Here is a 22,560-nt window from a genome sequence, read left to right as displayed (position 1 = left end):
CCGCGGTGTGCCGGACGCATCGTTGTGCAGGCCGCGCAGGTCGTGGGAAAAGCAGCGAATGGTATCACCGGGGCAACATCCCGGGCCAGCCGGCGCCCTGCCCGAACCGACAACCGCGAGACTGCGGCCGGACCGCCGCGCGGGCGCGGCAGAGGTGATGACCTGCGCGGTGCCGGCGGTCAGTCGTAGATGTCGGTCGACATGGCGCCCGGATCGGCGCCGAGCGCCAGCAGATGGGCGACGGCCAGCCGCTGCTTCTTGAATACCGCCCAGTACAGCGCATTGAAACCGCCGCGATCCGGAATGTTCGGGTCGAAACCGGCCTCCAGCAACTGGTCGAGCACGTTCAGATGACCCAGTGAGGCCGCCAGCGACAGCGCATGGCGGCCGAATTCGCGCTCGGTCTGGAATTCCCATTGCGGCCGGTGGCGCAGCAGCACGGCCACCACCTCGCTGCGGTCGAGCATCACGGCATCGATCAGCGGCGTGTGGCCGTTCGAACTTTTGGCGTCGATGTCGGCACCGGCGCGCAGCAGCAGATCGACCACCTTGTGATGGCCGGCGAGCGCTGCCGCGCCCAGCGGCGTGAAGCCCTTCGAGCCGCGCCGGTCGACATGGGCACCGGCGTTGATCAGCGCGCGCACGAATTCGGTTTCACCGGCCGCCGCCGCATGTACCAGCACGCTGTCGCCCCACACGTCTCGTGCGTTGGCCGGCGCACCGGCCTTCAGCAGTTTCGCCGCGGTAACCCACTCACCGCGACGCGCAGCAGAGAGCAGCGCGATATCAGCCGCACGATAAGTGCGTGGTTCGACGTCGGCACCGCTGCGCCGGATGTCGGCGTACTCAAGCGCGGTCACCGGCACGGCAGCGCGCGGCCGTTCGGGCTCGGCGATGCGGCCCTGCCACTCGGGTGGTACATCCTGTGCCTGCGCGCCGGCCAGCCAGAAGCCCAGCAGAAGGAAAAATGTCTGGCGCTGCAGCATCGATATCGTCCTGTTCATGACATGTCCCGCGCCGTTTCGACGCCGCCTTCGTGTGCACGCAGCGCAGTGATCCGCGCCACGGCCTGTGCGCGGTTGGTCACGTCGAGCTTGCGCAGGATTTTCTGGATATGGTTCTTTACGGTCAGTGGGCTGATGTCCAGGATCTGCCCGATTTCCTGATTCGTCTTGCCTTCGCGCACCCAGTCGAGCACCTGCAGCTCGCGTCCGCTCAGTGTCGCCTGAAAAGGCGAGCGTCTGCCCGTGCGCTCACCCGATTCGGCGCGCTCGAACTCGACGATGCGCAGCAGTGCCAGGTGAAGATTGGGCATCAGCAGTTCGATGTGGCGCGCGTCCTGACTGGTCGGCGCCGCCGGCACGCCAAGCAGTGCAAAAAAAGTGGACTGTTCGCCGCGCGCTTCGCGACAGCCGTGCACCAGGGCATGCTCGATGCCCAGCGTGCGCAGCAGCGCCGTACTGCTGTCGCGGTTGCGCGGACCGCTCGAACGGGCCAGCGGTTCACGCGCGCCGTTGCGCCAGTCCTCGATCAGACGGCCGATCAACCCATCGACCGGATTGGTCATCTGCGCCTCGATCTCGGGCGCAAGCACGGAACGCGAAAACACCAGCGCGCGGAAGTTGCCGCGATCCAGATCACCACAGGCGCAAAGCAGGGTTTCGTGCGGCAGAAAGGTCTGCAGCGAACCCTGCGCCCACAGAAAGAACTGGAACCGCTTGACCACCCGGATCGACGTTTCGATCGTGAACAGCAGCAGCTGAACGTCCCCCTGTTCCTGCGCGAGCGAGTCTTTCATGGAGCGCCTGAACGGTCTTGTATGTCTGGACGCATGACCGGTCCGTCGTTGTGTGCGGTATGTCCGCTCCGCGAGTCCGTGATGGGCGCGAAGCGGAAAATGGGACTGAATGGCTTGCGCAGCGATGAGTGGCACGCCGCAACCGCGGATTCTCAAGGGTGAATGTTGCAATCGGGTGACGAGAGCGCCAACCCGGGGCAGGTCTTGCGTTGCACAGGGGCGCTGTGGCGCGGCGCGATGGCGCAATCCGGCAGCCCCCGGACTGCGTTCCGTCGCGTTCAGGCCGGCATGTCCTGCCGGTCGCGCGTGAGGCCATCCAGACCGGAGCGTTTCAGCCGCTCGTCGATGCCGAAGCGTTTGAGCTTCACGTAGAGCGTGCTCTTGGCGATGCCTGCTTCGCGCGCAGCGGCGGTCATGTTTCCGCCATGCTTGATGATGGCGTTCAAGATCACTTCCCGTTCGGCATTCTCCATGCCGGTCAATGGCGTGGCGACGTCCGCAACCGTCATTGCCGCGACGGATCCCGCCGGTACAACGGTCGCCGCTGCGGGACTTGGTGCGGATGACAGTGGCGACAGCACATGGGGCGGAAGATCGCTCACGTCCAGCACCGTGTTCCCGGACATGAGCAGCATGCTTTCCATCACGTTGCGGAATTCGCGGATGTTTCCTTGCCACGCGTGCTGTTGCAATACGGTCAGAACGGCCGGTGACAAGGTCCGCCCGGGCATGTCGTGCCGTTGCGACAATTGCGTCAGGAAATACTCGCCGAGCAGCGCGATATCGTCGGTGCGGTCACGCAGCGACGGGATGTTGATACTGGTGACGGCCACCCGGTAAAACAGGTCCATGCGGAATCCGCCGGACTGGATTTCCTTGCGCAGGTCGCGATTGGTTGCAGCAATGAGCCGGAAGTTCACCTTTCTCGGCTTGTTTTCACCGATGCGATAGACCTCGCCTTCCTCGAGCACACGCAGGAAATGCGGCTGCAGATCGAGCGGCATTTCGCCGATTTCATCGAGAAAGAGGGTGCCGCCGCTGGCCGCTTCAATCTTGCCGATGGCCCCGCCCTGCCGGGCACCGGTGAAGGCGCCCTCGGCGTAACCAAAAAGTTCGCTCGACAGCAGCTCGCGCGAAAAGCCACCGCAATTCAACGCGACGAACGGCGCGCCCTCCGACGTCCCTGATTCATGGATGCAGCGCGCGAACACATCCTTGCCGACGCCCGTTTCCCCCAGCAGCAGCACCGGCACGCGCGACTTGGCCAGCTGCTGGGCGCGGCTGACTGCCTGCATCAGGGCATCGGATTGACCGATGATCCTCTCGAAACCGCGCTTGTCGGATGCGTCGCCGCTGGCAGCAGGCAGACTGCTGCGGCGGCTGCCAGCCAGCATCGATCCGCGCCGGCTCGGCAGCGTCAGCACGCTGCCGATGTGCTCGCCGTTCTCGATGACGGGCTCGATCCACTCCCGGCGTATCCAGTCGGGCAGATCGTCCGGCGAATCCTTCCGCTTGTTCCAGCGCAAGGTCAGCGATGACAGCCCTTCCGGGTCGACGGCGGCCGCGTCGATGCCCAGATCGGAAATGATCGCCGACGAGCGCCCGTTGGACTTGATGGCACGCCCGCGACGGTCGAACACGATGACGCCATCGGTGGTCCGGCTGGACAGCCGGTCGACGCACTCTTCGAGCAGGCGGTAACGGATGTCCAGTTCCAGCTTGGCCAGCCGGTTTTCGATGCGGCCTGCCGTCGCGAGCACCAGCGCAAGACTGAGACGGTTGTAGGACTCGGTCAGGGCGGACACATCGACGACACCGAGAATGGACTTGTCGTACGGGTCGCGCACCACGGTCGCCGCGCAGGACCAGCGCTTGATGCCGGCGCAGTAGTGCTCCGCCGAGTGGATCTGCACGGCGTGCCCGACCGCCAGCGCGGTACCGATCGCGTTGGTGCCGCAGGCGAGTTCGCTCCAGTTGGCGCCTGACAGCAGATGCACATCCTCGGCGGCGCCACGCGTGGACATGTCGCCTTCGAGATTCAGGATCGTGCCGCTCTGGTCGGTCAGCACCATGACCGTACCTGTTTCCGCGAGGAAGTCACGCGCCGAAGCCATCACCGGCGTGCTCGCCGTCAGTAGTTCGCTGCATTCGGTCTGCAGCGAGTGCAGCGAGTTTTCCTTGATCGGCGGCGGCGCCTGATAGATCGCCGGATCGACGCTGGCGCCCTGGCAGCGTCGCCATGAATCATCGATCAGGCGGCGCAGGGCATCCGCACCACCCTCGTCGCCATTCAGGAAACGCTCCCACGACGCCATCACCTGATGATCGTTTTCCGGCTCGGAAAACAGCTGCGCTGAAGTGGTCGAACTCATGCACCTCCCTGGTTTGTCCTGAAGCACCGCCGCATCCGCGCATCGTCTTGCAGATGCCGTCCAGCGGCACGCGTCGGCAATGCCGCAGCGATCCGGAACATTCTGGCCCACATGCGGTTGATCGGACTGCCCCGCCTTGCAACGGGAGAGGAGCACAGGTCTGCCGGTGACGCCGCTGCGCTGCGCGCGTGCGCGGCGACCGATGCCACGAGAACCGCTGACCGGCTGCTTGGTGCGTCGGTGTTCCGAGGCGGACACGAGAGCGACGCGGCCCCGACCCTCTACAATGATGCCTTATACCAAAGTACGACCGCCTGCACCACGCTCGCAACCGCCACGAACGGGGTTCGGTCATTGATAACAAAGGTGAAATGCGTCGCCGAAACGGACTGGACACGCCATCGGCTGCTTGTGCGAAAGCCGCACCGGCGCCGGTCAGGCACACCCCGGTCCGCGACTTGAGTACCGTTGCAACGCGCCAGACGATTCCGGGATCCCGGAATCGCCCGCGCCGAAAGAACCTTCGGAGAAGCCCTTGACCTATCGTGTTCCATCCACTGCCCGCACCGGTTCCGCCCCGGTAGACAGGATCCCGGTGAGCCTGCTGACCGGCTTTCTCGGTGCTGGCAAGACGACCCTTCTGAACCGGCTGATGAAGCATCCGGCGATGGCCGGCACTGCAGTCCTGATCAACGAATTCGGCGAGGTGGGCATCGACCACCATCTGGTGGAAAGACTCGACGACACCACGGTGCTGCTCGATTCCGGCTGCCTGTGCTGCAGCGTGCAGGGCGATCTGGTGGCGGCACTCAAGCAGCTGCACCTCAGAAGTTCGAAGCGCGAAATTCCGCCGGTCACGCGGGTGCTCATCGAAACCACCGGTCTGGCCGACCCGGTGCCGGTCATCTACACGCTGATGGAAGAGCGCTTCATTGCCGCACGTTTCGTGTGCGACAGCGTGCTGACCGCGGTCGATGCGACACACGGCCTGGAACAGATCGACCGCCATCAGGAGGCGCTGCGCCAGATCGCCATGGCCGACCGCCTGCTGATCACCAAGGGCGATCTGGCCGACGCCGACAGCCGAACGGCGCTCGATGCGCGGCTCGACATGCTCAATCCGGGCGCCCTGCGTCTGGAGGTGCGCCACGGGCGGATCGAGCCCGACCAGCTGTTCGGCAGCGGCATCTATTCCACAGCCGGCAAGCTGCCGGATGTGACGGCGTGGCTGGGTGAGGAACGCATCCTCGATGAAAGCGCCCGGGCCGCACAGGCCGCGGCCCCGCTGCGCTGGACCGCGCAGCCGGCGCCGGCGCGTGCAACGTCGGCGCGCCACGACGATTCGGTATCGAGCTTCGTCGTCCGCTTCGAAGCACCGGTTCCCTGGTACGGATTTTCTGTGGCCATGGGCCGCATCCTGGAGACCTGGGGCCCGCGTCTGCTGCGGGTGAAAGGCTTGATGAATGTGGCCGGCGACGACCTGCCGCAGGTGATCCAGTGCGTGCAGGACGTGGCCTACCCGCCGCTGCGCCTGCCCGCGTGGCCGGCAGGCGGCCCGTTCGACGATCGCCACGGGCGTCTGGTGTTCATCACGCGCGACATCGGTGAAGACGAGCGCGACCTCATCCGCACGATGCTTGCCAATCTTCCGCCGCAGGCAGCCGCCGCGCGCGCGGTGGCCGCCAACCCTTTCATGGCGACGCGCTGCTGGCTGTCGCAGAGAATGCCGGTCGCGCAGGCCGGCGGCCTGCAGGCTGATGGCTGGGTCGTCCAGGCGCGGCGCTTTTCGGCGCGCCCCGCACCGGTTCGCGGCGGCGGCTGAGCGGCGTCAGGCGGCGCCGGCGAAGCGCGCAGACAGCGGCTCGAGATAGCGCTCCAGGAGATCCTGCGCGTTCTGCCCGAACAAGCGGATGCGGCCGGTGTTGTTCAGCATCAGCAGGCCGACGGTGTGGGCGAAGATCGCGGTGGTTTCGATCAGCGCCTCCGCTTCATTCAGACCGAGCCGGACCAGCAAGTCCTGGATCGGCTGCAGCGTGGCCTGCAACCGGCCGTTCAGCTGCCGGTTCAGTTCCGGGGTCAGGCCGCGTGGCCGCGCGCCATTGAACAGATAGAACCCGAGGTCCATGTCCTGCGGGTGCTCGCGATAGAAGTCGAAAAAAGCCATCACCCGGGCACGCAGCAACGCGATCAGCGCGGCACGCTCATCCGTCGCGGGCGCGCTATCCGCTGGCGTCGCGTCATCCACACGGCGCTGCAGACGCAGCAGCGACTCGCCGAGCAGTGCGGCGTAGATTTCCTCACGGCTGCCGAAGTAGCTGTACAGCGCGCCCGGCGTGTAGCCGGCACGCTTGGCGATTTCCCGCAGGCTGGCGCCATCGAGCCCCAGTTCCAGGAATGCGGACCGCGCGGCATCAAGAATCAGCATGCGCCGCGTTTCGTTGATGACGGCCTCGCGCAGCACGCGCGGCGCGCTTGGTGCAGCCTGCGCCGGCGCGTCGTCCGGTGACCCTACGGTTGACGTGACCATGGCCTGATTTTAACCTGACGCAATTATTTGAACAGTGTTCAATCAATGGAACACACCACACTTCCCATGCACAAGCACGCGCTACCCGGCACCGCCACGCTGATGACCGGACAGGACTACCGTGAGTCCCTGCGCAGGTACGCCCCCACCGTGTACGTCGATGGCCAGCGGATCGATTCGGTCGTCGATGCGCCGTCGCTGCAGCCCGGCATCAACGCGCTCGCAGTGAGCTACGACTTCGCGCACGACCCGGCCAGGGCCCCGCTGATGACGGCATTGCAGACGCGCAGCGGCCGCACGGTCAATCGCATGCTGCACATCAACGAGTCGTCCGGCGACCTGCTGAACAAGCTCGAAGCGGTGCGCATCCTGTGTCAGGAAACCGGCTGCGCGCAGCGCTATCTGGCGCATGACGCACTCAATGGCATCGGTCAGGCGGTGGCGCGGCTGGATGACGCGCGGGGCAACACCGAATACGGCGCCCGCTTCGCCGACTATCTGCAGCGCGTGCAGGACGAAGACCTGACGCTGGGCATCGCGATGACCGACGCCAAGGGCGACCGCAGCCTGCGGCCGCACCAGCAGTCGAATCCGGACGTCTATCTGCACATCGTCGAGCGCAACGCCCGCGGCATCGTCATTTCCGGCACCAAGGCCATCGTCACCGGTGCGCCCTACATGCATGAGTTCCTGGTCATGCCGTCGCGCAACATGACCGAAGCGGACGCCGACTTTGCCGTGTGCTGCGCGGTGCCGGTCGACGCGCCAGGCATCACCATCGTCGCCCGACCCGCCGGGCGCCCGGGCGAGAAACCCGAACACGGCTCGCCGCTGTTTTCGCGCCGCTACGGCCAGTCCACCGGCGTGGTCATCTTCGACCGCGTGTTCGTGCCCTGGGAGCGCGTGTTCCTGGCCGGCGAATGGGAACACTCGGGCGCCGTCACCTACAACTACGCCACCCATCACCGCCACAGCTGCATCGCGGCGCGCGCAGGCTTCGGCGATCTGCTGATCGGCGCCGCCGCGCTGATGTGCGAAGCCAACGGTCTGGACCCGGACCGCAAGGCCAATCTGCGCGACCCGATGGTCGAGCTGATCAAGATCACCGAAGGTTTCTACGCCTGCGGCGTGGCGGCCAGCGTCTATGCGGCGGCCGATCCGTACTCGCACACTTTCATGCCGGAGCCGGTGTTCGCCAATATCGGCAAGCTGCTGCTGTCCACCCAGATCTACGACATGCACCGGCTGGCGCACGAAGTGTCGGGCGGCCTGATCGTCGCCCTGCCCGGCCCGGACGAAGACCACAATCCGGCCACGGCCGCGACGCTGGCCGAGGTGCTGCGCGCCAATCCGGACATCCCGTACGACAAGCGGATCGAGGTCGCGCGCTTCATGGAAGACCTGACCGCTTCGTACCAGGGTGGCTGGTATTCGCTGATCAGCCTGCACGGCGGCGGATCGCCGGCCGCACTGAAGCAGGAAATCTGGCGCAACTACCCGGTCGGCGACAAGGTCGATCTGGTCGAGCGTCTGCTCGATCGCGGTGTGCTGGCCGACGAAAAGCGTTCGATCACGCGCAACCGGCAGCCCGGCCGCTGCTGCGACGCAGGCTGCAGCCAGCCCGGACAGGCCGTGATGGTGCCGCTGCCGCTCGCGCTCCCGACCGATGACTGACGACCGGGCCTGACCCGCACACCAGCCGCCTCCCGCAACGGCGGGAGACCGGCGCAACAGGAAAAAGCCAGCATGCGCATCAAACCTCGCGAATCCGTACTTCTGGTCATCGATCTGCAGGGACGCCTGCTGCCCGCCATCGATGACGGCCGGACCGTTCTCGAGAACGCGACCTGGTTGGTCGATGTGGCACAGGCGATCGGCGTGCCGATACTGGCGACCGAGCAGTATCCGCACGGCCTCGGGCCGACCGAAGCCGGTCTGCGGGCCCGCTTTCCGGACGGCACCATCGTCGAGAAGACGCACTTCTCGGCGCTTGCCGAAGGCAGACTGCTCAGCGCACCCGAAGCCGGACGCAGACAATGGGTTGTCGTCGGTACCGAGGCGCACGTCTGCGTGCAGCAGACCGTGCTCGACCGGCTCGCCATGGGTCGGCAGGTGTTCGTCGTCGAGGATGCGGTCGGCTCGCGACGCGCCCGCGACAAGGCGCTCGCGCTGCAACGCATGCAGCAGAACGGCGCCGAAATCGTCAGCCGCGAAATGGTGGCGTTCGAATGGCTCGAACAATCGAACACGCCGGTCTTCCGCGCCGTGCTGCAACGCTTTATCCGCTGAGCACAAGGCCGGCTGCCCTGACGTGCCCTGACGTGCCCGACCGCGCGAACGCCCTGCCCTCCCGCCCGGCTTTCCGTTTCCCTTTCCGCGCGGCAATCCGTCCCCCGGGGCTTGTCCTGAGCCCGACCCGAAGCGGCGTCGATATTGCGTCGCAGCAATCCCGAGGTGCCGGACGATCGTCCGGTTGGCGGACCATCGTCTGGCTCCCCGCGTAGCTCCTCCATTTTTGTTCCCATATCGATCAAGGACTTGAAAGAAATCACCGTGTGGCACAGCGCTTGCGTTAGTGCTGTCGGGAAGTCCACGAGTCACACGGGTCCCGTCCGCCGGCCGATGACATCGAAGCCGCGGACAGGCCGTGCGGCGTCGGTATCGATTTCTGATCTTCTAAAAGCGGTCTTGATCCACGAATGGATGGCGGGAGGGAATGGGGAATGGCAGTGCACATCAACATCGATAACGGTGGAACGCTCACCGATATCTGCATCATGACGGACGGCGTCGTCAAAAAGACCAAGGTGCTCACGACACCCTATGACCTGAGCAAGTGCTTTTTCGACGGTCTTCAGAAAGCGTCCGAAGTGATCTACGGCGCAGCGGATGTGAAGCGTCTGCTCGAAGAAGTGGACCTGATCCGCTACTCGACCACGCAGGGCACGAATGCCATCTGCGAACGCAAGGGCCCGCGTCTTGGACTGATTGTCGACGGCAAGTCGCGTGACCTGCCGGTCCGTCTGGCCGAGCATGACCCGGAAGTGTACGAAGCGCTGGTTGGTGATCGCGTGGTGTTCCTCGACGGTGCGGACGTCACCGGCGCCAATGCAGAAATCGAAGTGGTCAAGGCGATCAACAAGCTGACCGCGATGGGGGCCAGCCGCCTCGTCGTGAGCTTCGACGGCGCCGACTTCATGGCGGTGGAAACCTGCTTCAAGAAGGTGGCGCTGCGCAAGTACCCGCGCCACCTGCTCGGCGCGGTGCCCATCCTGTACGGCAGCGACCTGTCCACCGACCGCGACATGGTCCGCCGCACCTGGACCTCGCTGATCAATTCCTTCCTCCATCCGGCGATGGAAGCCTTCCTGTTCAATGCGGAAAAACGCCTGCGTGACTACCGCACCAAGAACCCTCTGCTGATTTTCCGCAATGACGGCGACGCGTCGCGCGTGGCCAAGACCGTGGCGATCAAGACCTACAGTTCGGGCCCGCGCGGCGGCATGGAGGGCATGAAGTCCTTCGCCCGGCTGTACGGGCTGTCGGACGTGGTCGGCATCGACGTCGGCGGCACGACGACCGACATCGGCCAGTGCCTGGACGGCAAGGTTGCCGAGGTCCAGCGCGGTCACGTGGAAGGCATCAGCGTGTCCTTCCCGCTGTGCGAAATCATGAGCGCGGGCGCCGGTGGCAGTTCCATCATCAAGGTGGTGAACGGCCGCGTCGTCATCGGCCCGGAAAGCGTCGGCGCCGTGCCCGGACCGGCTGCATTCGGCCGTGGCGGCAAGGAAGCCACCATCACTGACGCCAGCCTGCTCAGCGGCCTGTTCGATCCGAAGTCCTACTTCGGCGGCGGCATGGCGCTCGATCTGGACCGCGCCGCGACGGCTGTGCAGGTCAGGATCGCCGAACCGCTCGGCGTCGGTCTCGACGAAGCGCTGCTCAAGATGGAACACGCCTACGAAGACAAGATCGCCGTCGAACTGCACCGCTTCACGAAGATTTCGAAGAACACCGTGATGCTGGCCTTCGGTGGCGCAGGCCCGCTGAATGCCTGCGGCGTCGCCGAAAAGGCCGGCATCGACAAGGTGGCCGTGCCGAAGCTGGCCGCCGTGTTCAGCGCCTTCGGCATCGGCTCCTGCGATATCTCGCAGCGCTACGCCGTGGCGCTCAACGACCGCAGCGACAAGGCACTGGGCGCGGCGCTGGAAGCGCTGAAGGTCAAGGCGTCGCGCGACATGTTCGCCGAAGGCTTCGGCGCCGGCGAATACGACGTCGAAGCCTGGCTGGTGGGCGAGAACAGCGACGGCAGCGAAAGCACGCACGCGATCTCCGGCACGCCCACCCTGCCCGCCGCGCTGGCCAGTGCCGTCGCGGTTGAACTGCAGCTCAGGGCGGTGAAGTCGCTGCGCACCAGCGCTGCCGACACGGCACGCTTCGTCGCAGGGGGCGCCGCCAGGGCCGACGGCACACGCAAGGTGCTGATCCGCGACAAGGGACGCGTCGACGTGCCGGTCTACAAGCTGAGCCAGCTCAAGGCGGGCGACCAGGCCGCCGGACCGGCCATTCTCGAAGAAGACTACTTTACCTGCCGGGTGCTCGATGGCTGGAGTTTCGTCATCAGCGACGCGGGCGACATCATGCTGAACAGGAAGGGCTGAAACAAATGAAAGTACTGATGACCGAATATCTGCGCATCGACCTGGACACCGAGAACTGGGAATGCCGCGTGTGCGACCACGTGATCGGCTCGGCCACGAAGAGCTACAAGGAAGGTCTGCTGGTGCACAACCGTGACCCGCGCGAAATCCATCCGCCCATCCTCGACCCGGAAAAGTACCGCTTCACCTTCAGCCCCGATCCGGAATGGGTGCGCATCCTCGAATTCTGCTGCCCGTCCTGCGGCACGCAGGTGGAAACCGAATACGCCATCCCCGGCCATCCGCCGCTGTACGACATGGAACCCGACCTGCCCGCACTCAAGGCCCAGTGGGCCAGCCGCGGCGAGCAGAAGACGCCGGTCGTCGGCCCCGCAGTCGCTGCGGACAAGGGACACGGCCACTGAGCCCGGATGGTTTGCCGGCGTGCGGACCCGCAGGGGCGCCGCACGCCAGTACGAACGAATTGAGGAGATAGCATGAGGCGCGTATCAGTTGATATCGGTGGCACATTCACCGATTGTTTCGTGGTGTGGGACGGCAAGCACATCGAGGCCAAGGCCCTGACCACCCACCACAACCTTGCACTGGGCTTCAACGAAGCGCTGAGCAAGGCCTATCACGTGCTCGGTCTGGAACTGGAAGAAATCCTGTCCCAGGTCGATTCGGTCCGTTACGCCACGACGCTGGGCACCAATGCCCTGATCGAACACAAGGGCCCGAAGATCGGCATGCTGGTGACCGCCGGCTTCGAAGCGACGGTGCCGCTGAGCCGCGCCCGCGGCTACGGCGAAGGTCTGGACAACCTCGGTCAGCAGGATCTGCCGAACGCGCAGCGCCCCGAGCCGCTGGTGCTGGCACACATGATCCGCGGCGTGCGCGAACGCCTCGACTTCCAGGGCGAGCAGGTCATGCCGCTCGACGAAGAAGACGTGCGCACGCAGATCCGCGAACTGGTGGACCGCGGCGCCGAAATCATCGTCGTGGCACTGGTGAATTCGGTGGTCAACCCGGTGAACGAGCAGCGCATCGAAGAAATCCTGCTCGAGGAATATCCGTCGCACCTGCTCGGCGCGATCCCGATCATCCTGTCGCACCAGGTAGCCGGCCGCAAGGGCGAGTACGTGCGCGCCACCTCGGCCGTCATCGATGGCTACCTGCACTCGACCATGTATCACGCGCTGTCGGCGCTCGAGCAGAACCTGCGCGCCCACAAGTATGAAAAGCCGATGCTGGTGATCCACAACTCCGGCGGCATGGCACAGCTGAATTCGACCGACGCGCTGCAGACCATCCACTCCGGCCCGGTGTCGGGCATCGCGGCGTCGGAACACCTGGCCATGCAGTGCGACCTGGGCAATGTGGTGGCGACCGACATGGGCGGCACCAGCTACGACATCGGCATCGTGGTCGAAGGCGGCATCAAGCACTATGACTTCAACCCGGTCATCGACCGCTGGCTGGTGTCCGTGCCGATGGTTCACCTGGTCACGCTGGGCGCCGGTGGCGGTTCGATCGCCAGCTACGACCGCATGTACAACACGGTGAAGTGCGGTCCGGAGTCGGCCGGCTCTGACCCCGGCCCGGCCTGCTACGACCGCGGCGGCATGAATCCGACCGTGACCGACGCCGACCTGCTGCTCGGCTATCTCGACCCGGCCAACTACGCCGGTGGCTCGATTCCGCTGAATCCGCGTCGTGCCAAGGCGGCCATCGAAGACGCGCTGTGCGACGACCTCGACTGTGAGGTGATCGAAGCAGCGCTGTTGATTCGCGAGAAGGTCGATGCCAACATGGCCAACGGCCTGTTCACCGAACTGCGCGCCCGGGGCTACGACCCGAAGGAATTCACCATGCTGGCCTACGGTGGAAACGGTCCGCTGCACTGCTGCGGCATCGCGCAGAACCTGAGCATCGACAAGATCCTTGCGCCGCCGCTCAGTTCGGTGTTCTCGGCGGTCGGTGCCGGCAACATGCACCAGCTGCACATCCACGAACAGTCGCTCTACATGGTGCTGTACGACTCGAACACGCGTCACCTGTTCGACGACTACGCCCGCTTCAATTCCATCGTGGCCGAGCTGAAGGAACTGGGCACCCAGGATCTGCAGCGCCAGGGCGTGCCGCGTGAGGACGTCTGCCACAGCCTCGAGCTGGACATGCGCTACGGCAACCAGCTGGTGCAGACCACCGCCGTCATCCCGCAGCATGAAGTGCATGGCGTGAGCGACGTGATGGCCATCATCACGCAATTCTCCAACGACTACGGCAAGCGCTTCGGCGAAGGCTCGCAGGCGCCGGAAGCGGGCATCCGCATCAACACCATCCGGGTCGCCGCCTTCGTGCGCCACGAAACGGTGAAGTTCGAGAACATCAAGCCGGTACCTGCTGAAGCGCGTACGGCTGCGCCCGCCCCGGCCAGCCGCCGCAAGTGCTGGTTCGTGGGCCACGAAAGTGCCTTCGATACCCCGGTATGGAGCCGCGATGCGATCGAGCCCGGCATGCAGATCGCCGGCCCGGCCATCATCGCCTCCGAAGTCACGACCTTCCTGGTGGATCCGGGCTGGACCTTCGTGGCCGCGAAACAGGGTGCGTCCTGGTTCCTGCGCGGCTGAACGCGCGGGCATCCCGATCAAACCCATACAGATGACAGGATTGAAAATGAGCGAGACAAGCACGAAGGTGGCACCGAAAATGCCGAGCGCCGAAGAAGTTGCGCTGATCAAGAAGTTCCTGAACGACACCACGCTGTTTCTGGGCCCTGACCCGGAAATCATGCAGAACCATGATCTGATGCCGCGCAGCGCCGAAGAAGACGCCGCGATGAAGACCATCAGCGACGCGCACACCGTGGCCAAGATCCGCGACCGCATCCAGGCGGGCTGCGACGAAGGCTACGAAATGGTCGAGCAGATGGGTGCCGCACCCGGCGCCAAGTGGGGCGACATCATCACCGGCGTGTATTCCGCGTCCGGTGACCTGGCGATCGCCAGCGCCGGCGGCGTGCTGATTTTCTCGGCGCTGGTGCACCACCCGATCAAGTTCATCATCAAGAACTGGGTGAACGAGCCGACGGTGGGCGTACGCGACGGCGACGGCTTCATCCACAACGACTCGCGTTACGGCAACGTCCACAACACCGACCAGTCGATGATCCTGCCCATCTTCCACAAGGGCAAGCTGGTGTGCTGGGTGGCGTCCACCGTGCATGAGGGCGAGAACGGCGCGATCGAGCCGGGCGGCATGCCTTCGATGGCCGAAAGCCCGTCCGACGAAGGCCTCAAGATGTGCCCGTTCAAGGTGGTCGAGAACTACCAGATCAAGCGCGACATCCTGACCTTCCTGCAGAACTCGGTGCGCGAGCCCAAGCTGCAGTACGAAGACATGAAGGTGAAGCTGTTCGCCTGCCTGCGCATCAAGCAGCGCATCGAGGAAACGCTGAACAGCGACGGTCCGGAAGCTTTGGTCGCGACGCTGCGCACGACGATGGAAAACGTCCGTGCCGAAGTAAAGCGCCGGGTCAGCGAGTGGCCCGACATGACGGTGCGCACCTACATCATTCAGGACTCGACGCTGCGCGAGAACTGCGTGGTGAAGATCAACTGCAAGCTGACCAAGACCGGCGACCGGCTGATCTTCGACTTCCGCGGCTCCAGCCCGGAATTCACCAACCGCGCCACCAACACCATCCTGGCCGGCTTGAAGGGCATGCTGGCGCAGTGCTTCCTGTGCTACGTGTGGCCGGACCTGCCGCGCGGCCAGGCGGCGTTCGCACCGATCGAGGTGATCACCGATCCGCACTCCATCGTCAATTCGTCGTATGACGCGCCGAACTCGCAGTCACTGATGTCCATCTTCACCGGCTTCACCGCCGGTCAGCACGCCGTGGCCAAGTTCCTCTACAGCTGCCCGGAGAAGTACACCAAGGTGCATGCGCCGACCTTCAACATGATCAACACCTTCATCTGGGGTGGAGTCAGCCAGCACGGCGAAACGCTGGGCAACCTGTGTGCCGACCTGAACGGCATGGGCGGCGGCGCCCGTTCCGACACCGACGGCGAGCATGCCCTCGCCCCGATCTTCGCCACCATGGCGGACATCGGCGAGCAGGAGCTGAACGAGGAAGACGTGCCCTTCCTGCAGCTGGTGTCGAAGAAGATGACGCGTGATGCCATCGCCCCGGGCAAGTACCGCGGCGGCCAGGGCTACACGATGATCGTGGCGACCAAGGATTCCGAACAGTGGGGCTTCATGACCACCACCCAGGGCGCGAAGATTCCGCCGATCCAGGGTCTTTTCGGCGGCTACGCCTGCGGCTGCTATCCGCTGTCGAAGGTCAAGGGCGTGGATGTCTACGACGTCCTGCTCAACGAGCCGGAGAAGTTCAAGCACTCGATCGAGGAAATCATGAACGAGCGCCCGTTCGAAGGTGCCGCCTACACCACCCATCACATGGGCATGGGCTTCGAAATTTCGAAGCGCGGCGAGCTGTTCATGATTTCGCAGGGTGCCGGCGCCGGTTACGGTGACCTGCTGGAGCGCGATCCGGCCGGGGTCATCCGCGACATCGAGGAAGGCCTGATCTCGCCGGGGGTTGCAGAGCGCCTGTACAAGGTGAAGTTCGACCCGGTGACGCTGGCCATCAACCAGGAAGCGACCGACGCCGCGCGCGATGCCGAACGCAAGGCGCGGATCGCCCGCAGCGTGCCGTACGCCGAATTCATCAAGAGCTGGAACAAGCCGACGCCGCCGACGCATCTGCAGTATTTCGGCTGCTGGGGCGACGACATCACCAAGCTCTACATGGGCAGCGCCGACAAGTTCCGCGACGCCAACACGCCGCGCCCGAACTATATGGTGCACCCGAAGGACGTGCGGATCGCCGAACTGGAAGCCCGTCTGGCTGCGCTGGGTGCGATGGGGAGCGACAAGCAATGAGTCAGCGCCTCGCCGACATCCTGCCCGGTCAGCAAGGCGGAAGCGGCCTCAAGGTCTGGTTGAAGTCCTCCGCCTACACCCGGCGACTGCTGCTGGGTGAAGGCGGCGATCCCTGGCTCAGCGGTGCCCAGTATCTGGCGTACTTCTCGCAGGCCCAGGGGCTGCTGCGGCCCGACGTGGCCGTGGTGGAGGTCGGCGAGCTGTTCGATTCATGGCTGGTGCGTCACCCGGAGGTGCGCGCCGAACTCGGGTCGAAGAAGCGGCTCTCCTTTCCGCTGCGCAAGCTGCTGGAGCAGGACGAGCCGCGCCTGCTGCTGGCGGAGATCGTCGAGGCGGTCATCGCCAATCTGCGCGGCCAGACGCCGCTGGTGCTGTCGATGCCCTCGCCCAAGCACTGGCTGTTTCACGCCAACGAGCTGGCAGGCCGCACCGACATCGAACTGGATCCGGACGGCATCGAAGATGCGGCCATGTACATGGCGGATCTGATCCGTTCGGTGTCCGCTCACCCGGTCGGCGGCATCCTGCTGGAGGAACATCCGGACGACGCCCGCATGGGCGACACCGACGTCGAACGCTATCGTCCGCTGATCAATGTCGCGAAGCACTATCGCTGGTCCATCGCGCTGCGCCCGCAGGGCGATGCCCTGCTGCCCTCGCCTGCACTGGCCGATTTCGATGCCGTGATTTCGCCGAGCCTGCGCGTGCCGGCACCGTCGTCGACCGGCGTCGATGTCAGTCAGGCGCTGTGGAGCGGTACGGCGCTGCCGGTTCTCGAAGCCGGTCAGTTCTGCTTCGCCGACATTCCGGCGAGCCAGAAACCCGAGTCCGTCCTCGAATCGCTGGCTGCGCTGCGCGCGTCGATCGACGGCTGAACAACCGGGGACATCCCGCCCGGGATGCCCCCTGACACCGCGCATCAAGCCCGCAGGCCTTACCGGCCTGCGCGGTCGCGGTGCCTTACCACAGGCGACCGCGAATGCACGCCCGCCTGCGCCGGATACTGACCGGCGCAGGCAGGGCTTTTCACTCTCCGCACACCGCGACTTTCAGGGCTGATCCAGGCTGCCCATCGCACGCGGCCAGGTCACCACACCCCAGGGCAGTTTCTTGTCCTCGATCCGGGCGGTGACTTCGAGTTTTGCCACGTCTACGACCACGAGTTGATTCGAGCGGCCGCACGCCACCAGGATGTGCTTTTCGTCCGGTGTGAAGGTGAAGTGCCAGCAGCGCTCGGCGACGAGCGGCACATCCTTGATCCTGGCGAAGGTTTTCGCGTCGAACACTTCGAGCGCCTGGGCCCGCGCGGTGGCGACATACAGCCGCTCGCCCTTGCGGTCAAAGGCCACGCCATAAGGTGTCTGGCCGGTCGCGACGGTCTTGATCGGCGTGAGCTTGTCGTCCAGCACCAGGAAGTTGTTGCCGAATTCCAGCGTGGCGATATAGGTCTTGCCATCCGGCGACAGCTTGATGCCACGCGGGCGGGCACCGTACTTTTCGACATCGACCTTCTTCACCAGCTTGCCCGACTTGATGTCGTGCAGTGTCAGCGTGTTGTCGGCTTCGTTGGTGACCACGAGGCTCTTGCCGTCGGGCGAAAACTCGATGCCTTCCGTCTCCGGGCCGCCAACGATGTTGCGCACCACCTTGCCGGCCTTCAGATCAACCACGGCGACCTGTGCCGGCTCCCGGTCCTCGTCATCGTCGTCGTCATCATGGCCGTGGCCACCTTCCTTGCCACCGTCCTTCTTTTCTTCCTTCTTTTCCGCACCCGGCTTGGGCGGCGGCCCGAGCTTCGAGGTCGGCTCGAAGGACACGAATGCCATGTCTCCGCGCACGCGCACGAATTCCGGGTTCTTGCCGATCCTGACGCGCTTGATGATCTTGCCGCTGGCCGTGTCGATCAGCGCAACATCACCGGTTTCACGCACCGCGACTACCAGCGTCTTGCCGTCGTCGGTGACGCCGAGGCCGCGCGGCACCTTGCCGCCGACCGCGTATTCGCCGGTCACCTGCATCTTCGCCAGATCGATGATCGAAATGCCGCCTTCCTGATTGCTCACGTAGGCGGTGCCCTCTGCCTGCGCCAGACCGGCACCGGCAAACATCGAAAGAAGTGCGGCAGACCACAGGCTGCGCGCTGCGATCATCGGCGGGGTCATCGTTTTCATGGGGCTTCCTCCTTGATTCATTCTTATTGGACTGCCGTCGGCCGCATCGAACCCCAACGCGCGTGCCAGGCGCAGGGACGACGTGATCGAAGCGCTGCAGTATAGAGACCGTCGAGCGGCCTTCGGTTCAGGAAATCCGCCAATCGGGGGCTGCGGGCGACGCGGATGCGCCGCCGCCGACCGGGAAAACCTCCCGCTACGGTGTCGCACCGCCACCCCGCGTTACAAGGGAAATCGTCCCGGCACACCCACGGCCCGGCGAGGGCGAACAGCGCGCCGCACGCCTGCCATGGGCCTGCGCACCGTGCCCGGCCGCTGCAGCCGGTACAATCACCGGTTTTCCGTATTCCGGGCCCGCACATCATGGAAGCAGAACGTCTCAACGCCATCGCCAATCATCTGACCGACCTGCAGTCGCGGGCCGGCGAACTGCGGAGGTACCTTTGACTTCGATGCCAAGGCATCGCGGCTCGAAGAGGTAGAACGCGCGCTGGAAGATCCGGGCATCTGGAGCGACACGGCGCGCGCCCAGGAACTGGGCAAGGAAAAGCACACGCTGGAAGCGGTCGTGCGCGCCATCGAATCGATTGACGCGCGGCTTGCCGACGCCAGCGAACTGTTCGAACTGGCCCGCGAGGAAGCCGATGAAGACACCGTGGTGGCGATCGAAGCCGACAAGGCGAAGGTCGAAGCCGATGTGGCCGGACTCGAATTCCGCCGCATGTTCAACAACCCGCAGGACCCGAATCCCTGCTTCCTGGAAATCCAGGCCGGCGCCGGCGGCACCGAAGCGCAGGACTGGGCATCGATGCTGCTGCGCATGTACGTGAAGTACTGCGAGCGCAAGGGCTTCGACGTCGAAGTGATGGAAGAATCGGAAGGCGACGTGGCCGGCATCAAGAGCGCCACCATCAAGGTGACCGCCGAATACGCCTACGGCACGCTGCGCACCGAAACCGGTATCCACCGGCTGGTGCGCAAGAGCCCGTTCGATTCCGGCGCGCGCCGGCACACCAGTTTTTCCAGCGTGTTCGTCTATCCGGAAGCGGACGACTCGATCGAGATCGAAATCAATCCGGCCGACCTGCGGGTCGATACCTTCCGCGCGTCGGGCGCCGGCGGCCAGCACATCAACAAGACCGACTCGGCGATCCGCATCACGCACCTGCCGTCCGGCATCGTCGTGCAGTGCCAGAGCGACCGCAGCCAGCACCGCAACCGCGCCGAGGCGATGGCCATGCTGAAGTCGCGCCTGTATGAGGCCGAACTGCGCAAGCGGCAGAGCGAGCAGCAGGCGCTGGAAGATTCCAAGACCGACATCGGCTGGGGTCACCAGATCCGCTCCTACGTACTCGACCAGAGCCGCATCAAGGATCTGCGCACCAATTACGAAGTGGGCAACACGCAGGGCGTGCTCGACGGCGACCTCGACGGCTTCATCCAGGCCAGCCTGAAGCAGGGCGTGTGAAGTTGCTGAAGTTCCTGCTGTGGGGGGTGCCGCTGTCGCTGCTGCTTGCGCTGGCCGCGGTGATCGGTGCGGTGTCGCTGATGCTCGATGCCAACCCGGCACTGCCCGAGCCACCGGTGGTGGCGCCGGCCGACGCCGAAAAGCTGCTGCAGCAGCTCGCCCTGAACGACCCGCGCCGCCTGCGTACCGGCCAGCGCAGCGAAATCCGGCTCGGCACGGCTGACCTGAAGCTGCTGGCGCAGGAAGCGGGACGCCGGCTGCCGGCGACCCGCCTCGATCTGCAGCCGGACGCCGGCGGAATGAACATCGCCGCCAGCGTCGAACTGCCGGCCGCATCACGCTGGGTCAATGTGCAGGCGCGCGTGGCGGTGTCCGACACCGGCCAGCCTGAACTCGACACCCTGCGCATCGGCCAGCTCACCGTGCCCGACTTCATTGCGCAGCCGCTGGTGCGCCGAGCCGTGCCGAAGGCGCTCGAAATGGCCGGCGTAGGCATCGATCCGCAGCGTTTCGTCGATCTGCTCGACCAGGTGCAGATCAGCCCGGCGGGCATCGCGCTGAACTACGTCTGGTCGACCGAACTGTGGAAGGAAGGCGTGCAGTCGATGTTGCCGGCTGGCGAAGCGGAAAGGCTCGGCTTCTATCACGAGGCACTGGTGAAGGTCGTCGTGGGCATGCGCAAGGATGGCGACAGCGAATTGCTGCGCGCCATGCAGGCGCTGTTTGCGCTGGCCGAACTGCGCTCCGGCGACGGCGACGCGCAGGCGGAACAACGGTCGGCCGTGCTCGCGCTGGCGCTGTTCGTCAATGGCCGCCATCCGCGCGATGTAGTGCCGCAGGCCGCCGAATGGTTGCGCGTGCCGCGGCTGAGCCTGACCCTGCGCGGCCGGGAGGATCTGTCGCAACACTATGTCGGCTCCGCGCTGCTCGCCCTGCACGCGGGTGCCGCCTGGGCCGACGCCATCGGTCTGTCGAAAGAAGTGAGCGATGCCCGCATCGGCAGCGGCTTTTCCTTCACCGACCTGCTGGCCGACCGTGCCGGCACGCGGCTGGGCGAGCAGATTGCCGCGGGCCGCGGCAACATCGCGCAGCGCTTTGCGGCCGGTCTGCCGGTCGACGACGTGCTGCCGCCGCTCGACGGCCTGCCCGAATTCATGCCGGAAGCTGAATTTCGCCGGCGCTACGGTGGCGTCGATGCCCCTGCCTACAAGGCCGTGATCGACGACATCGAGGCGCGCCTCGCAAGACTGGAGCTGTACCGGTGAGCGCGGGCGAATTCCGGGTCGATCCTGCGGTGGACTTCGCCGATTTTCTCTCGCCCGGCGTCAGCCCCGGCGACCTGCCGGAACTTGACCGGCTGGTGCGCGCCCGGCCCCTGCTGTCCGCCTTCACGACGCTGTTTCACGGCTCGGAAGCCGAGGTGCTGTTGCGCGTGCTGGTGCTGGGCGAAATCGGCCGCACCGCCGACGCGCCGCGCTGGTCGCCCGAGGCGCTGCGCGCACGCTTCGCCTTCATCGACCCGGTCAAGCTCGAAACCGTGTTGCGCCGCCTGCGCGACCACGCGTTGCTGCGCGTCGCGGACAGCCAGTACCAGTTGTCCGACATCGGCCGCAACGCATGCGCCGCGCTGGCCATGCTGCTCGAACTGTCCGGCGACGAAGATGTGGAGCTGGGCTTCCTGACCGCACAGATCGCCGGTTTGCAGGCGGTCGACGGCGACACCGGCGACGCACTGCAGCACCTGCTGGGCAAGCTGAACGATCTCACGCTGCACTTCGAGGACGCAATCGCCTCCGGGTCGGAATTCCGCATCATCGCGGCGCGCCGCCGTCTGGATGCCAACGGCCGCTGGCTGGAACGGGGCACCGCGCTGCTGCGCGACCTGCTCGCCGATGACGACCTGCCGTTCGAGCGTGCCCGTCTGGCACAGCGCATCGGCCTGGCGCAGTCACGCCTGGCCCGGGTCGACGCGTCGTTCCAGCGCGCGCTGAACAAGATCGAGTCGCAGCGCGTGACGCTCGGCGGCTCGGGCATTTCGTCGTCGGACGTCGCCGGCTGGCTGCGCCGGCTCGACAGCGCGGCGCTCGCGGCGCTGGCCGCCGACGCACTCGCGCCCTGCCCCGACCTCACCCTGCTGGCTGGCGACCACGAACTGCTGGACCGCGCCGAACCGACCTTGTCCGCCGCGCCGGTCAGCGAAACCGATACGGCGCTGCCGGCGCCCGACGACGCACCGGTTGCCGCGGCACCGCCCGCGGAAGACCTGCACCTGCTCGAACGATTCGCGCATCGACTCGGCGCGCTGGCCGGTCCGGCGGCGCTGGCCGAGGTGATCCCCGGCAGCGGCTTCGCGCAGGCGTCCTACCGCATGTCACTGCTCGCGCTGCTGCGCGACGCCGGTTCCGGTGGCGACCCGGCGGTGGAAGCCGGTGAAGGCCCGGTCGCCGACTTCCTGCGTCTGGCCATCGATGTGCGTTTCACCGAAGACCTGCAGCCGCTGGCCGACGAGGACATCGCCGCGATCACGGTCGGCGAAGTGCTGCCGCGGAGCGCGTCGTGAAGCGTCTGCGCGCCGGATGGTCGCAGCCAAAACGGAACGCGGCGACCTTGCCGCGTGTTTCATCCGCC

16 protein-coding genes are annotated in these 22,560 nt (G+C 65.6%); 11 read left to right on the top strand and 5 right to left on the bottom strand.

Translation table 11 applies throughout. From position 1 onward, the window contains the following. Positions 1 to 179: 179 nt before the first annotated feature. The 3 genes from NMQ14_RS03490 to NMQ14_RS03480 all read right to left on the bottom strand — a co-directional run bounded on the left by NMQ14_RS03490 (position 180) and on the right by NMQ14_RS03480 (position 4,170). Positions 180 to 1,004 carry an ankyrin repeat domain-containing protein gene (locus NMQ14_RS03490; protein ID WP_257078436.1) on the bottom strand — a complete coding sequence of 275 codons (825 nt, stop codon included), beginning with the start codon at positions 1,002 to 1,004 and terminating at the stop codon, positions 180 to 182. Beyond that, positions 1,001 to 1,798: an XrtB/PEP-CTERM-associated transcriptional regulator EpsA gene (gene epsA, locus NMQ14_RS03485; RefSeq protein ID WP_257093526.1), complete on the bottom strand. Its 798-nt coding sequence runs from the start codon at positions 1,796 to 1,798 to the stop codon at positions 1,001 to 1,003. Before epsA ends, NMQ14_RS03490 begins: the two co-directional genes overlap by 4 nt. Before the next feature lie 278 nt (positions 1,799 to 2,076). Beyond that, positions 2,077 to 4,170 carry a sigma-54-dependent Fis family transcriptional regulator gene (locus NMQ14_RS03480; RefSeq protein ID WP_257093524.1) on the bottom strand — a complete coding sequence of 698 codons (2,094 nt, stop codon included), beginning with the start codon at positions 4,168 to 4,170 and terminating at the stop codon, positions 2,077 to 2,079. 595 nt (positions 4,171 to 4,765) lie between these two features. Between NMQ14_RS03480 and NMQ14_RS03475 the strand changes: the two genes are divergently transcribed. Further along, positions 4,766 to 5,992 (top strand): GTP-binding protein, encoded by a 1,227-nt coding sequence (locus NMQ14_RS03475; RefSeq protein ID WP_257093522.1) that lies wholly within the window; start codon positions 4,766 to 4,768, stop codon positions 5,990 to 5,992. A gap of 6 nt (positions 5,993 to 5,998) precedes the next feature. Here NMQ14_RS03475 and NMQ14_RS03470 read toward each other — a convergent pair whose 3' ends face one another. Then, entirely contained in the window at positions 5,999 to 6,697 is a 699-nt protein-coding gene (locus NMQ14_RS03470; RefSeq protein ID WP_257093520.1) for a TetR/AcrR family transcriptional regulator, read from the bottom strand. A 66-nt stretch (positions 6,698 to 6,763) separates the two neighbouring features. Here NMQ14_RS03470 and NMQ14_RS03465 point away from each other — a divergent pair, with 66 nt between their 5' ends. The 7 genes from NMQ14_RS03465 to NMQ14_RS03435 all read left to right on the top strand — a co-directional run bounded on the left by NMQ14_RS03465 (position 6,764) and on the right by NMQ14_RS03435 (position 17,168). Continuing rightward, positions 6,764 to 8,371 carry a 4-hydroxyphenylacetate 3-hydroxylase family protein gene (locus tag NMQ14_RS03465; protein WP_257093518.1) on the top strand — a complete coding sequence of 536 codons (1,608 nt, stop codon included), beginning with the start codon at positions 6,764 to 6,766 and terminating at the stop codon, positions 8,369 to 8,371. Positions 8,372 to 8,443: 72 nt separating this feature from the next. Next, a complete protein-coding gene (locus NMQ14_RS03460; protein ID WP_257093516.1) occupies positions 8,444 to 8,986 on the top strand; it encodes a hydrolase in 543 nt (180 codons plus the stop codon). A 434-nt stretch (positions 8,987 to 9,420) separates the two neighbouring features. After that, complete coding sequence (locus tag NMQ14_RS03455) at positions 9,421 to 11,358, top strand: hydantoinase/oxoprolinase family protein (protein WP_257093514.1); 1,938 nt, start codon at positions 9,421 to 9,423, stop codon at positions 11,356 to 11,358. A gap of 17 nt (positions 11,359 to 11,375) precedes the next feature. Continuing rightward, positions 11,376 to 11,762, top strand: a complete 387-nt coding sequence (locus NMQ14_RS03450; RefSeq protein ID WP_257078428.1) for an acetone carboxylase subunit gamma — start codon at positions 11,376 to 11,378, stop codon at positions 11,760 to 11,762. Between the two features lie 72 nt (positions 11,763 to 11,834). Then, positions 11,835 to 13,970 carry a hydantoinase/oxoprolinase family protein gene (locus tag NMQ14_RS03445; RefSeq protein WP_257093512.1) on the top strand — a complete coding sequence of 712 codons (2,136 nt, stop codon included), beginning with the start codon at positions 11,835 to 11,837 and terminating at the stop codon, positions 13,968 to 13,970. Positions 13,971 to 14,016: 46 nt separating this feature from the next. Continuing rightward, positions 14,017 to 16,293 carry a hydantoinase B/oxoprolinase family protein gene (locus tag NMQ14_RS03440; RefSeq protein ID WP_257093510.1) on the top strand — a complete coding sequence of 759 codons (2,277 nt, stop codon included), beginning with the start codon at positions 14,017 to 14,019 and terminating at the stop codon, positions 16,291 to 16,293. Continuing rightward, entirely contained in the window at positions 16,290 to 17,168 is an 879-nt protein-coding gene (locus tag NMQ14_RS03435) for a hypothetical protein (RefSeq protein WP_257093508.1), read from the top strand. The genes NMQ14_RS03440 and NMQ14_RS03435 overlap by 4 nt, the downstream gene beginning before the upstream one ends. 174 nt (positions 17,169 to 17,342) lie before the next feature. On the opposite strand, the gene NMQ14_RS03430 is transcribed toward NMQ14_RS03435, so the two are convergent. Beyond that, on the bottom strand, positions 17,343 to 18,464 hold the full coding sequence (locus NMQ14_RS03430) for a beta-propeller fold lactonase family protein (protein WP_257093506.1): 1,122 nt from the start codon (positions 18,462 to 18,464) through the stop codon (positions 17,343 to 17,345). A 363-nt stretch (positions 18,465 to 18,827) separates the two neighbouring features. Between NMQ14_RS03430 and prfB the strand changes: the two genes are divergently transcribed. The 3 genes from prfB (at position 18,828) to NMQ14_RS03415 (ending at position 22,492) form a co-directional block, all read left to right on the top strand. After that, positions 18,828 to 19,932 (top strand): peptide chain release factor 2 gene (gene prfB, locus NMQ14_RS03425; protein WP_257078423.1). Its coding sequence is split into 2 segments (ribosomal slippage): positions 18,828 to 18,908 and positions 18,910 to 19,932, totalling 1,104 coding nucleotides; the frame shifts between segments, so codons are not numbered across the junction. Further along, a complete protein-coding gene (locus NMQ14_RS03420) occupies positions 19,929 to 21,197 on the top strand; it encodes a hypothetical protein (protein WP_257093504.1) in 1,269 nt (422 codons plus the stop codon). The genes prfB and NMQ14_RS03420 overlap by 4 nt, the downstream gene beginning before the upstream one ends. After that, on the top strand, positions 21,194 to 22,492 hold the full coding sequence (locus NMQ14_RS03415) for a hypothetical protein (RefSeq protein WP_257093502.1): 1,299 nt from the start codon (positions 21,194 to 21,196) through the stop codon (positions 22,490 to 22,492). The genes NMQ14_RS03420 and NMQ14_RS03415 overlap by 4 nt, the downstream gene beginning before the upstream one ends. The last annotated feature ends 68 nt before the right edge of the window (positions 22,493 to 22,560 follow it).

Origin of the sequence: Methyloversatilis sp. XJ19-13, assembly GCF_024580155.1 — a bacterium.
Lineage (GTDB): Bacteria > Pseudomonadota > Gammaproteobacteria > Burkholderiales > Rhodocyclaceae > Methyloversatilis.
This window is presented reverse-complemented; position numbering and strand designations above follow the sequence as displayed.

What these genes read in the sequence shown, in the direction of transcription:
- NMQ14_RS03430 (WP_257093506.1), bottom strand. Translation starts at nt 18,464, where the DNA reads ATGAAAACGATGACCCCGCCGATGATCGCAGCGCGCAGCCTGTGGTCT.
- NMQ14_RS03490 (WP_257078436.1), bottom strand. Translation starts at nt 1,004, where the DNA reads ATGAACAGGACGATATCGATGCTGCAGCGCCAGACATTTTTCCTTCTG.
- NMQ14_RS03460 (WP_257093516.1), top strand. Translation starts at nt 8,444, where the DNA reads ATGCGCATCAAACCTCGCGAATCCGTACTTCTGGTCATCGATCTGCAG.
- NMQ14_RS03445 (WP_257093512.1), top strand. Translation starts at nt 11,835, where the DNA reads ATGAGGCGCGTATCAGTTGATATCGGTGGCACATTCACCGATTGTTTC.
- NMQ14_RS03465 (WP_257093518.1), top strand. Translation starts at nt 6,764, where the DNA reads ATGCACAAGCACGCGCTACCCGGCACCGCCACGCTGATGACCGGACAG.
- NMQ14_RS03450 (WP_257078428.1), top strand. Translation starts at nt 11,376, where the DNA reads ATGACCGAATATCTGCGCATCGACCTGGACACCGAGAACTGGGAATGC.
- NMQ14_RS03455 (WP_257093514.1), top strand. Translation starts at nt 9,421, where the DNA reads ATGGCAGTGCACATCAACATCGATAACGGTGGAACGCTCACCGATATC.
- NMQ14_RS03470 (WP_257093520.1), bottom strand. Translation starts at nt 6,697, where the DNA reads ATGGTCACGTCAACCGTAGGGTCACCGGACGACGCGCCGGCGCAGGCT.
- NMQ14_RS03440 (WP_257093510.1), top strand. Translation starts at nt 14,017, where the DNA reads ATGAGCGAGACAAGCACGAAGGTGGCACCGAAAATGCCGAGCGCCGAA.
- epsA (WP_257093526.1), bottom strand. Translation starts at nt 1,798, where the DNA reads ATGAAAGACTCGCTCGCGCAGGAACAGGGGGACGTTCAGCTGCTGCTG.
- NMQ14_RS03480 (WP_257093524.1), bottom strand. Translation starts at nt 4,170, where the DNA reads ATGAGTTCGACCACTTCAGCGCAGCTGTTTTCCGAGCCGGAAAACGAT.
- NMQ14_RS03435 (WP_257093508.1), top strand. Translation starts at nt 16,290, where the DNA reads ATGAGTCAGCGCCTCGCCGACATCCTGCCCGGTCAGCAAGGCGGAAGC.